General features: G+C 61.2%; 11 protein-coding genes and 1 riboswitch. Of the genes, 10 read left to right on the forward strand and 1 reads right to left on the reverse strand.

Annotated elements, in window-relative coordinates; all coding sequences use genetic code 11:
• Positions 1 to 81 precede the first annotated feature (81 nt).
• The 6 genes from RYC17_RS16505 (at position 82) to RYC17_RS16530 (ending at position 6209) form a co-directional block, all read left to right on the forward strand.
• A complete protein-coding gene (locus RYC17_RS16505; protein WP_316903793.1) occupies positions 82 to 1704 on the forward strand; it encodes an ABC transporter substrate-binding protein in 1623 nt (540 codons plus the stop codon).
• A gap of 40 nt (positions 1705 to 1744) precedes the next feature.
• Complete coding sequence (locus tag RYC17_RS16510) at positions 1745 to 2782, forward strand: ABC transporter permease (protein ID WP_058409261.1); 1038 nt, start codon at positions 1745 to 1747, stop codon at positions 2780 to 2782.
• A complete protein-coding gene (locus RYC17_RS16515) occupies positions 2782 to 3687 on the forward strand; it encodes an ABC transporter permease (protein WP_016981374.1) in 906 nt (301 codons plus the stop codon). Before RYC17_RS16510 ends, RYC17_RS16515 begins: the two co-directional genes overlap by 1 nt.
• Positions 3688 to 3736: 49 nt before the next feature.
• Positions 3737 to 4576: an ABC transporter ATP-binding protein gene (locus RYC17_RS16520; protein ID WP_029240939.1), complete on the forward strand. Its 840-nt coding sequence runs from the start codon at positions 3737 to 3739 to the stop codon at positions 4574 to 4576.
• Between the two features lie 10 nt (positions 4577 to 4586).
• Positions 4587 to 5351, forward strand: a complete 765-nt coding sequence (locus RYC17_RS16525) for an ABC transporter ATP-binding protein (protein ID WP_005731967.1) — start codon at positions 4587 to 4589, stop codon at positions 5349 to 5351.
• Positions 5352 to 5486: 135 nt separating this feature from the next.
• The gene (locus RYC17_RS16530; protein WP_057411655.1) at positions 5487 to 6209 is read left to right on the forward strand and encodes an oligogalacturonate-specific porin KdgM family protein; all 723 of its coding nucleotides are present in this window, start codon (positions 5487 to 5489) and stop codon (positions 6207 to 6209) included.
• Between the two features lie 998 nt (positions 6210 to 7207).
• Here RYC17_RS16530 and RYC17_RS16535 read toward each other — a convergent pair.
• Positions 7208 to 7942: a FadR/GntR family transcriptional regulator gene (locus RYC17_RS16535; RefSeq protein WP_005755744.1), complete on the reverse strand. Its 735-nt coding sequence runs from the start codon at positions 7940 to 7942 to the stop codon at positions 7208 to 7210.
• A gap of 108 nt (positions 7943 to 8050) precedes the next feature.
• On the opposite strand from RYC17_RS16535, the gene RYC17_RS16540 reads away from it, so the two are divergent.
• From RYC17_RS16540 to RYC17_RS16555, 4 genes are all read left to right on the forward strand, one after another.
• Positions 8051 to 8767: a FadR/GntR family transcriptional regulator gene (locus RYC17_RS16540; protein ID WP_005731963.1), complete on the forward strand. Its 717-nt coding sequence runs from the start codon at positions 8051 to 8053 to the stop codon at positions 8765 to 8767.
• An 18-nt stretch (positions 8768 to 8785) separates the two neighbouring features.
• Positions 8786 to 8986, forward strand: a riboswitch (cobalamin riboswitch).
• A gap of 129 nt (positions 8987 to 9115) precedes the next feature.
• Positions 9116 to 10129 (forward strand): ABC transporter substrate-binding protein, encoded by a 1014-nt coding sequence (locus RYC17_RS16545; protein WP_005731962.1) that lies wholly within the window; start codon positions 9116 to 9118, stop codon positions 10127 to 10129.
• Positions 10126 to 11148, forward strand: coding sequence for a FecCD family ABC transporter permease (locus RYC17_RS16550; RefSeq protein WP_016981376.1), 1023 nt, complete (start codon positions 10126 to 10128; stop codon positions 11146 to 11148). The genes RYC17_RS16545 and RYC17_RS16550 overlap by 4 nt, the downstream gene beginning before the upstream one ends.
• The gene (locus RYC17_RS16555; protein WP_122258117.1) at positions 11145 to 11936 is read left to right on the forward strand and encodes an ABC transporter ATP-binding protein; all 792 of its coding nucleotides are present in this window, start codon (positions 11145 to 11147) and stop codon (positions 11934 to 11936) included. Before RYC17_RS16550 ends, RYC17_RS16555 begins: the two co-directional genes overlap by 4 nt.
• The last annotated feature ends 25 nt before the right edge of the window (positions 11937 to 11961 follow it).

Below are 11961 nucleotides of genomic sequence, written 5' to 3' on the forward strand. Positions count from 1 at the left end.
AGCATTGCGAAGGGCACGCCGAGCGCCCTTCGCTCGACATCTCGACACAGCGTCTTATAAATATAAAAAAGGACTGCCCCCATGAAGCTCTGGCTCAAGCGCCTGCCCTGGCTGCTATGCCTCGCCCTGACGGCGACACTCGTGCACACCCCGCCCGCCCTGGCGCGCGGTGAAACACCGGTCGATCAACTGGTGGTCGGCATGAGCATGATCAACCTGCTGTCCCTGGACCCGGCAGGTGCCACCGGCCTTGAGGTGTCCGAGGTCAACGCCAATGTCTATGACATGCTGCTGGAACAGGACGCTGCCCGCCCCGACCAGTTGATTCCGGCACTGGCCGAGCGCTGGGAAATCAGCCCCGACCGCATGCGCCTGACCTTCCATCTCCGCCCGGGTGTGACGTTTCACTCCGGCAACCCGCTTACTGCCCAGGACGTTGCCTGGTCGCTGCAACGTGTGGTCACACTCAACAAGGCCTTGGCTTCCACCTGGAAAGCCTACGGTTACACCGCTGACAACGTCAGCAAACTGATGCGCGCCGAAGGACCATCGACCTTCGTGCTTGACCTGCCCAAAGCCACCGACCCCATGCTGGTGCTCAACACGCTGGCAACCTCGCCCAGCGCCTTCGTCATCGATAGGCTGACCGCGTTGCAGCATGCCAGGGGTGATGATCTGGGCGCCGCATGGCTGACCACCAACACAGCGGGCTCCGGCGCATTCAAGCTGGACATCTGGCGTGCCAACGACGTGATTCTGATGAGCCGCTTCGAGCAATACTGGCGCGGCCCGGCCAGACTGCGTCGGGTGATCATGCGCAACATGACCGAATCCCAGGCGCTGCGCCTGATGGTGGAGCGCGGAGACCTGGACGTGGCGCGCGGCATGGCGGCCACCGACATCAAGGCACTGACCCGCTCGAAAGACGTCAATGTGCAGACCATCCCGCGCGGCACCCTGTACTACGTCGCACTGAGCATGGAGCAGCCACTGTTTCAGGATATCCGGGTGCGCCAGGCGATTCGTGCGCTGATCGACTATCAAGGCATCAACTCCGTGGTCATGCCGCATTACGGAGTTATCAACCAGCGCCCGCTGCAACTGGGGCTGGCGGCCAGACTGGATGACCCGGGCTATGCGCTCAACGTCGCCGAGGCCAAGCGCCTGCTGGCCGAAGCCGGGCACCCGAATGGCTTCAAGATCACCATTCGCTCACTGACCGACTCGCCCTTCATCAACATCGCCACCAGCCTGCAATCGACCCTCGCCCAGGCAGGCATTCAGGCGTCGATCATTACCGGCACCGGTAACCAGATCTACGGCGCAATGCGCGACCGGCGCTTCGACATTCTGGTCGGGCGTGGCGGTGGCGGTGCCGAGCGCCATCCGCACTCCAGCCTGCGAGCGCTCATTTACAACCCGGACAACCGCGAAGAAGCCAGGTTGAGCAACTTTCAGGGCTGGCGCACCTCGTTCTACAACGCCGAGATCAACCAGTTGATCGAGCAGGCCGAACGCGAGCGTGACGCCAGCCGGCAACTGGCCGACTACCAGCGCATCCAGACCCTGTATGACCAGAAAGCCGGGCCGATCATGCCGATTTCGCAGATGACCGATGAAGTGGTCATTCACGCTGACGTCCGGGATTACCTGGGTCACAGCGCCGCGACCACGCGCCTGCGTGACGTCTACAAGCAACGCTGAACCCATGCGTTCAATCGCTCAAGCCAAGGCAGGAATAACCATGTCGAGTGCATCGATTTCAATTTGGAGCAGTCGGGTTGCCCACGGCACCCGTCGCAGCGGATCAGTGGCGGCGACCCTGTTCGGCCTGCTGTTGCTCACTTTCTTCATTGGCCGGGTCATGCCGCTGGACCCGGTGCTGGCCATCGTCGGCCCCGACGCAGATGCGGCCGCCTACGCTCAGGCGTATCAGGAACTGGGCCTGGACAAACCGCTGACCACCCAGTTCGTCATGTACCTCAGTGACCTGTTACATGGTGATCTGGGCAAAGCCCTGCTGACCGGCCACCCGGTGATAGACGATATCGTGCGGGTTTTCCCGGCCACGCTGGAGCTGGCCACCCTGGCAATCCTGTTCGGCGTGTTGCTGGGTTTGCCATTGGGGGTGTATGCAGCCACGCATCAGGGCCGCAGCGGCGACCATATTGCCCGGGTCATCACCCTGTTTGGCTATTCCACGCCGATCTTCTGGCTGGGCATGATGGCTTTTCTGGTGTTCTACGCCTGGCTGGGCTGGGCCGGAGGGGTCGGACGCATTGGCCTGGCTTATGACGGCCTGATCGAAACCCGCACCGGCCTGTTGCTGATCGATACCGCACTGTCCGGCGACTGGGAAGCCTTTCGCAGCGCACTGCGCCACATCCTCCTGCCTGCGGTAATCCTCAGTTTCAATTCGGTGGCGTATATCAGCCGCATGACCCGCAGCTTCATGCTCGAACAGCTTTCGCAGGAATACATCATCACCGCCCGGGTCAAGGGCCTGTCGCAGCGACGCATCGTCTGGGGCCACGCGTTCCGCAACATTCGCGTGCAACTGCTGACTATCGTCGCCCTCGCCTACGGCGGCCTGCTGGAGGGCGCGGTGCTCATAGAAACCGTGTTCGCCTGGCCCGGTTTTGGCCAGTACCTGACCAGCAGCCTGCTGCTGGGCGACATGAATGCCGTGATGGCCTGCGTTCTGCTGATCGGGTTGATCTTCGTGATCCTCAATCAGATCAGTGACGCCCTTTATAAAGTCTTCGACCCGAGAACCCGCTGATGACGACTTCCATTGCAAGCAGCGCCACGCCCATGGTTCAGGCGCCAACCTCCAGCCTCGCGGCACTGGCCGCCAGCAGTGCGCGCCTGATGCGTTTTCTGTTGCGCAACCCGATGACGCTGGCAGGGCTGATCGTCATCGGCACGCTGATGATCGTCGCGCTGTTCGCGCCGTGGATCGCCACTCACGACCCGCTGGCTCAGGACCTGTCGGCCGCGCTGCGCATGCCCGGTGCACAGAACTGGTTCGGCACCGATGAATATGGCCGCGACGTGTTCAGCCGACTCGTCTACGGCTCGCGCATCACGCTGTACATCGTGATGCTGGTGACGGTGATCGTCGGCCCGATCGGCCTGCTGATCGGCACTGTGTCCGGCTATTTCGGCGGCTGGGTCGACAGCCTGTTCATGCGCATCACCGACATCTTCATCTCGTTCCCCAGTCTGGTGCTGGCACTGGCCTTCATCGCCGCCCTGGGCCCTGGCCTGGAACACGCAGTGATCGCCATCGCCCTGACTGCGTGGCCACCGATCGCCCGCCTGGCGCGGGCCGAAACCCTGTCGTTGCGCAACGCCGATTTCGTTGTCGCGGTGAAGCTGCAAGGTGCCTCGGCAGTGCGGGTGATCGGCCGTCACATCATTCCGATGTGCCTGTCTTCGGTGATCATCCGCCTGACCATGAACATGGCCAGCATCATTCTTACCGCCGCCGCACTGGGCTTTCTCGGCCTCGGCGCACAGGCGCCGCTGCCGGAATGGGGCGCGATGATCTCCAGCGGCCGTCGTTACATGCTGGAAAGCTGGTGGCTGGTGGCCGCACCCGGCGCAACCATCATGCTGGTCAGTCTGGCGTTCAACCTGTTGGGCGATGGATTGCGCGATGTACTTGATCCACGCAGCGAATGACACGCATCGAACAATAATAAAAGGGGCTAACACCATGTCACACACAGCCATGCCACAGATAAAGCTTGCAGTAGAAGATTTACGCGTCGAGTTCAGTCATGCGGGCAAGGTCACGGCAGCCGTTCGCGACGTGTCATTCAGCCTTGGCCGGGAAAAGCTGGCGATTGTTGGCGAATCGGGATCGGGCAAGTCCACGGTCGGTCGCAGCCTGCTGCGTCTGCATCCGGCAACGGCCAGGGTCACGGCGAAAACCCTGCGTTTCGGCGATATCGATTTACTTGAATGCAGCGAAAAACAGATGCAAAGCATTCGCGGGCGGCGCATGTCGATGATCATGCAGGACCCGAAATACTCGCTGAACCCGGTGATCAAGGTAGGCGAACAGATCGCCGAGGCCTATCTGGCGCATCACAGGGTTTCGAAAAAGGAAGCCCGCGAACGCACGCTGGACATGCTCGCCAAGGTGCACATCCGCGAACCGGCGCGAGTCTACGAACTGTATCCCCATGAAGTTTCGGGCGGTATGGGCCAGCGGATCATGATCGCGATGATGGTGATCACCGACCCGCAAGTGATCATCGCCGACGAGCCGACTTCCGCACTGGATGTGTCGGTGCGCCGTCAGGTGCTCAACGTGCTGGAAGAGCTGGTCAGCGAGCGCGATCTGGGCCTGATCTTTATCAGCCACGACCTGAATATGGTCCGTCACTTCTGCGACCGGGTGCTGGTGATGTACGCCGGTCGGGTCGTGGAATCGCTGAACGCCAGCGAGCTGGATCAGGCGCGTCATCCCTACACGCAAGGCCTGTTGGCCGCCCTGCCCAGCCTGGATCACCCGCGTGCCAGCCTGCCGGTTCTGCAACGCGATCCCCTTTGGCTCACTCACTGAGAATGCTCCCATGGCAATGATCACAGTCGATTCACTGAACCTGAGCTTCGGCACTGGCCCAGCGCTGAATCAGGTGCTGCGTGACGTCAACCTGCAGGTCGAGCAAGGCCAGTCGTTCGGCCTGGTCGGCGAGTCCGGCTCGGGCAAGACCACCGTGCTGCGCTGCCTGGCAGGACAATATCATCACTGGAGCGGCGCACTGAGCGTGGCCGGCCAGACCGTACAGCGCAAGCTCGATGCCAGTCACTACCGCACCGTGCAGATGGTCTTTCAGGACCCCTATGCCTCACTGCATCCGCGCCACACCATCGACGCGGCACTCAAGGAGCCATTGAGCATCCACCGGATCGGTGACCGCGACCGTCGCGTCTGTGAAGTGCTGAACAAGGTCGGTCTCAACGAAAGCTTTCGTTTCCGTTACCCGCATCAGCTGTCCGGCGGCCAGCGCCAGCGGGTCGCTATTGCAAGAGCGCTGATTCTCGAACCACGTGTGCTGCTGCTCGACGAACCCACCTCGGCACTGGATGTTTCGGTGCAGGCCGAAATTCTCAACCTGCTGGCCGACTTGCGTCATCAGCAAGGCCTGACCTACCTCATGGTGACCCACGACCTCGGTGTAGTGGCGCACTTGTGTGACCGGGTCGCGGTCATGCAGCAAGGCCAGGTGCTGGAAACCCTCGACAGCAGCCAGTTGATCAACAACCAGGCTCGGCACGAGTATTCGCGACTGCTGATTCAGGCCAGCCGCGACATGGACCTGCGCCCGACGGGATGAGCCGCCGCCGGGCTCACGACCGCTGAACCCGTAACCCTGCTGACACTGTGATTCCCGGCCCTCTCGGCCAAGGGATCCGGCTGCCTGCGATTTGCCTCAACACACCCAAAACAGCCATCAAACAAGAATAAAAAAATGAAAAAATCACTCGCACTGATCTCTCTGACTGCTCTGTTCCCCGGCGCCTGGGCGCATGCCGACAGCGCGTACATCAACTACCGTCACCAATATGCAGAAAGCACGCGCATGCATGCCGACCGGGTCAAATTCGGCAGCCGGCTGGACAGCGGCTGGGGCTTCGAAGGTGAACTCAAATACAAGACCGCAGGCGACCGCCAGGACGTAGCGTTCGACAACACCGTCGGCAACGGCCACGAATTGACGGTCAGCTATCAATACCGGCTCGACGACAAATGGCTGCTGACGCCTTCGTTTGCACTGGAAAGCATCGAGAAATCGACGGCCTATAAAATGGGCCTGAAGCTGGGTTACAAAGTAAACGATCAGTTGAGCGTGTCAGGCCGCTATCGCTACGACTCGATCAAGCTGGACAGGGACAAGGTCAACCACGAAATGCCTGACAACCAGATGGACGATCAGTCGATCAATCGTTACGACGTCTGGGTCAACTACGCCAGCAAAGGCCCGTGGGCGTACGAGTATCAGTTCACCTACTTCGATGCCGACTACATTCGCTATGACAACGGCAAGACCGACTACGAACAGAACGCGGCCTTCAAATACAAATGGGACAAGCACTGGGTGCCGTTCTTTGAAGTCGGCGACATCAAGGTCGATTCCGAAGATGACAAGCGCCAACTGAGATTGCGCGTGGGCGTGCAGTACAACTTCCTGTAGCGCATCCCAATGGAGCACACCATCGTGCGACGCTCCGCGTCGCATGCATTGTCTGGCTTCTGATTATCGTGCCGACGCTCCGCGTCGCATGCCGTTCTGGACGCTCTGCGTCCTCTTTAGAGCATGCGGTGCGGCGCAGATTTGTGACGCGGAGCGTCACCCAAGGCATTCCTACGCTGGAGCGTAAGGAACGAGAGGTGTCTGGCAGAAACTCCGCAGATTATCGTGCCGACGCTCCGCGTCGACATGCAGCTCTGGACGCTCTGCGTCCTCTTTCGAGCATGCGGTGCGGCGCAGATTTGTGCCGCGGAGCGTCACCCAAGGCATCCCCACGCTGGAGCGTGAGGAACGATCGGTGTCTGGCAGAAACTCCGCAGATTATCGTGCGACGCTCCGCGTCGCATGCCGTTCTGGACGCTCTGCGTCCTCTTTAGAGCATGCGGTGCGGCGCAGATTTGTGCCGCGCAGCGTCACCCAAGGCATCCCCACGCTGGAGCGTGAGGAACGATAGGTGTCTGGCAGAAACTCCGCGGATTATCGTGCGACGCTCCGCGTCGCATGCCGTTCTGGACGCTCTGCGTCCTCTTTCGAGCATGTGCCGCGGCGCAGATTTGTGACGCGGAGCGTCACCCAAGGCATTCCTTCACTGGAGCGTAAGGAACGAGAATCTCACTATCGTGCGACGCTCCGCGTCGCATGCCGTTCTGGACGCTCTGCGTCCTCTTTCGAGCATGCGGTGCGACGCAGATTTGTGACGCGGAGCGTCACCCAAGGCATTCCTACGCTGGAGCGTAAGGAACGAGAGGTGTCTGGCAGAAACTCCGCAGATTATCGTGCGACGCTCCGCGTCGCATGCCGTTCTGGACGCTCTGCGTCCTCTTTAGAGCATGCGGTGCGGCGCAGATTTGTGCCGCAGAGCGTCACTCAAGGCATCACCACACTGGAGCATGAGGAACGATAGGTGTCTGGCAGAAACTCCGCGTCCGGTCCTGAATCGCTCAGTCGCTGTACAGCGCCTGAGTGCGACGCAGGCGCATGCGGCTGCCGTTGAGGTGCAGGTACATCGCCGAGCGCGCTGCGTCGACGTTGCCTTCGGCGATGGCGTTGTAGATTTGCCGGTGTTCGGTGTTGATTCCGGCCAGGTAGGCGTTGCGATCGCTCTGCCCTGTGTAGGCCGAGTTCATCCGCGTGCGGGGAATCAGCTTGGTGCCCAGATGTTTCATGATATCGATCAGGTACGCATTGCCTGACGCCTTGGCGATCTTGAGGTGAAATTGAAAATCGGCATTGATAGTGGTTCCGGATTTCTGCGGACCTTCGAGCAGCGCATCGAACGCCCGCTTGAGCTCAAGCAACGCCTCAGGGCTGCGTCGTTGCGCAGCCAGCCCTGCTGCCTCGACTTCCAGGCTCAAGCGAAACTCCAGCAGGTTCAGCACATCGGACAAGGTGGCGATGGTCGCAGGCCCTACCGAAAAACCTTCAGGCGGTGGCATGTCGAGAACAAAGGTGCCGACGCCATGCCGGGTTTCCACCAGCCCGGCGGCCTGCATCCGCGACAGCGCATCGCGCACCACCGTGCGGCTGACACCCTCGGCTTCCATGATGTGTATCTCGGAAGGCAGTTTCTCGCCGCGCACCAGCACACCGTCACGCATGCGCTGGGCGAAGCGGTCGACCAGGGTTTCTGCCAGGCGTCGATGGTTCTTTTGCGAGGAAAGCGCGTTGTCCGACATTGCAGCCTCAGTTCTGTCCGATACGCGAGTATAGGCTGCGATCCCCACACAAAACACGCCTTGAGTACGGTTATACTCAGCCACCCGACACGGACCCGATCACCCGCCATGGAACAACCTTCCACATCAAAAGGCCGTCGCTCCAGCCTGACTCAGCAACTGGTCGCCGAGTTTTCGCGCAGAATTCGCGAAGGCGAGATCCAGAGCGGTGAAAAGCTTCCTACCGAACAGGTGATCATCCGTGAAACGGGGGTCAGCCGCACCGTGGTTCGTGAAGCGATGTCGCGTCTGCAAGCCGAAGGTCTGGTCGAAACCCGGCATGGCATCGGCACCTTCGTGGTCGATGCCGCGCAGCCAGGGAATTTCCAGCAGGTTGAACCGCCAATCGGTACACCCGGAGACGCGGTATCCATCATCGAGCTGCGCCTGAGCATCGAGCCGGAATCTGCCGCGCTGGCGGCTCAACGCCGCACGCCCGAGCAACTGGATGCCATCCGTCAGGCACTCGATGAACTGCATCGCTGCGCGCGCCTGGGACACGACACCATGAAGGCCGACTTCGAGTTTCACCGGCAGATATCACTGTGCACCGCCAACAGCTTCTTTACCGACGTGATGAGCCAGCTCGGCAGCAGCATCCTGCCCCGCACCCGCAGCGGCTTCGGCAATATCACGTCGTTGCACGCAGAGGACGACCCAGGCATCCAGCAACGCGAACAGGAGACCATCTTCGACGCCATTGTCCATCAGGATCGGGATGCCGCCCGAGCCGCGATGCGCCTGCATCTGATCAACAGTCTGCTGCGCCTGCGCGCAAAGGATTAGCCACTAAAACGCTTATCGTTTACCATGCCGCCCGTCGGTTTCCGAGAGGAACTAACAGGGAATTCGCACGCTTTGTCTGCACAAGGCCAAAACGAAACTGCCCCCGCAACTGTAGGCATCGAGCCTGCTCCATGACTGCCACTGGATTCAGCTCCGGGAAGGCCGGAGCCCGGCGATGACATGCCAGTCAGGAGACCTGCCGACCTGCTTCAACCCACTAACCGGCGGGGTGTCCGGGAAGGACATCCGCACGCGGCGGCATTTTCCGTCGTGCCCGGTCATTTGCCGGGGATGTGTTTCCTGATGTGCATTGCGCCTTGGCACCTGCTCCAACGGAGACCGCATTTCATGTCGCTGCCCCGCCTTGCCGTACTTGCCGCCAGCCTGACGCTGTCCACCCTGACCCTCGCCGCCCCCACTCAGTATCCGCTGACGCTTGAAAACTGTGGTTCGACCCTGACGTTCGCGCATGCACCGACCAAGGCAGTGACCATTGGTCAGGCCGGCACTGAAATGCTCTACGAACTGGGCCTGGGCGACCGGCTGGTGGGCACGTCGCTGTGGTTCAACAACGTTTTGCCACGCTTCAAGGCGCAGAACGATAAGGTAGAACGTCTGGCCGACAACGACCCAAGCTTTGAAGCGGTGATTGGCAAACGTCCGGAACTGGTGGCGGTGCAGCTGGAGTGGATGGTCGGCAAACAGGGCGTGGTCGGCACACGCGAGCAGTTCCATGACCTGAAAATACCCACTTACATTCTGCCGTCCGATTGCGAAGGCAAAGATAATCTGGTCGGTGCCGACGGCACACGCCTGGAGCCGTTCCGCATCGAGACCATCTACAAGAGCATCGAGCAACTGGCGCAGATTTTCGATGTACAGGACCGCGGTGACACGCTGGTTGCCGACCTCAAGGCCCGCTTGAGCGCCGCGATTGCCAACGTCAAACAGAACAAGGCGAACGACGTCTCGGCGCTGTTCTGGTTTTCCAGTTCCGATCTCGCCAGCGACCCGTTCGTGGCAGGCCGCAAAGGCATCCCGGACTTCATGCTCAACAGCCTGGGCATGCGCAATATCGTCAAGTCCGACGAAGAATGGCCGACAGTGGGCTGGGAGACCATTGCCAAGGCCAATCCAAGCATTCTGGTGATTGCACGCATGGATCGCCGCCGCTTCCCGGCCGACGACTACCTGAAAAAGATCGAATTCCTCAAGAGCGACCCGGTGACGCGCAACATGGACGCAGTCAAGCATGACCGAATCGTGATCATCGACGCCGAAGGCATGCAGGCTGGTCTGCGCCTGTTTACCGGGTTCGAGGAACTGGCTGACGCCGCCAACCGTTTCAACGCTGCACAATGAGATTACAGGTAGCGCTGGGCCATGTGCTCTGGGTCTCGGCAGTGCTGGTGCTGGCGATCATGGTCGGCGCAGCAATTGGCGAAACCTCGATCAGCCTGAAGGTGGTTTTTCAGGTGCTGGCCAACAAACTCTGGGCTGCCGGCTATGTGCTCGACCCTATCGACGAAGGCATTGTCTGGAACTACCGGCTGACCCGCGCGATTGTCGCGGCAGCCTGCGGGGCCGGGCTGGCGATCTGTGGCGTGGTGTTGCAATCCTTGTTGCGCAACCCGCTGGCAGACCCGTATCTGCTGGGAATTTCCGCCGGGGCCTCGACCGGCGCGGTGCTGGTCGCCATTCTGGGCTTTGGTGCGGGGGCTATTTCGATGTCGGCAGGCGCTTTTGCCGGGGCCGTGGCGGCGTTTTCGCTGGTCGCCCTGCTGGCGCATTCGTCGCGAGGCACCACAGCAGCCGGACAGATAATTCTGGCCGGGATCGCCGGTTCACAGCTGTTCAATGCCCTGACCTCGTTTCTGATCACCAAATCCGCCAGCTCCGAACAGGCACGCGGCATCATGTTCTGGCTGCTGGGCAACCTCAGCGGCGTACGCTGGCACTCGGTATGGCTGGCAGTGCCGACGGTGCTGGTCGGTCTGCTGGTGTGCCTCTGGCACCGGCGAGCGCTGGACGCGTTCACCTTCGGCAGCGACTCGGCGGCGTCACTGGGGATTGCCGTGCGGCGCGTGCAGATCATCCTGATCGCGACCGCAGCCCTGGTCACCGCAGTGATGGTGTCAATCGTCGGCTCCATCGGTTTTGTCGGGCTGGTGATCCCGCACGCGGTGCGTATGCTGGTCGGTGTGCGCCATGCACGGCTGGTGCCGTTGAGTGCATTGAGCGGCGCACTGTTCCTGATCGCTGCCGACATCCTCTCGCGCACACTGATCAAGGGTCAGGCGCTGCCGATTGGCGTCATTACCGCGCTGATCGGCGCACCGGTCTTCGCTTTGATTCTTATCCGGGGCAATAGCACGCGATGAACGCCTTTCCTCATCTGGCCAACGCACCGGTGCTGGGCTGCACGGGGCTGGGTTATTCGGTGCGTGGCACTGCGCTGCTGCGCGACGTCGACTTGAGCATCGCAGCCGGCGAGACACTGGCCGTGGTCGGCCCTAACGGTTCAGGAAAATCCACCCTGCTGAAACTATTGGCCGGTATTCAGAAACCGGTCTGCGGTACGGTCAGACTGGGCGGGCAACCACTTGAGACAATGAGCCGCAGAGACGTAGCGCGCCTGCTGGCGGTGGTCGAACAACAAGCGGAAACCAGCGATGCCGTGACGGTTCTGGATGCCGTCGAGCTGGGCCGCACGCCCTGGCTGTCGGCACTCGAGCCGTGGAGTACCAACGATGACGCAATCGTTCGCCAGGCGTTGCAGGATGTGGACATGCTGCATATGCAGAAACGTGCCTGGCACACCCTGTCCGGTGGCGAGCGGCAGCGCGTGCACATCGCCAGGGCGCTGGCGCAACGACCCAGGATCCTTCTGCTGGACGAACCGACCAATCACCTGGATATCCAGCACCAACTGACCATTCTCGGTCTGGTCAGGGCTTTGCCGGTAACCACTGTGATAGCCCTGCACGATCTGAATCAGGCGCTGGATTGCGACCGCGTGGCGGTCATGGAGAAAGGCCGGCTGGTCGCACTGGGTGCGCCGGTCGAGGTGCTGACCCCGGAACGCCTGCTGAGCACCTTCGGCGTCGTGGCGCACTGGCTGACCGACCCTTTCGACGGCGCGAAAATCCTGCGTTTGCGCTCACACTGAAGAATCGCCGATGGTCAGCCGGTCG

Source organism: Pseudomonas syringae group sp. J248-6 (assembly GCF_032586995.1).
Lineage (GTDB): Bacteria > Pseudomonadota > Gammaproteobacteria > Pseudomonadales > Pseudomonadaceae > Aquipseudomonas > Aquipseudomonas amygdali.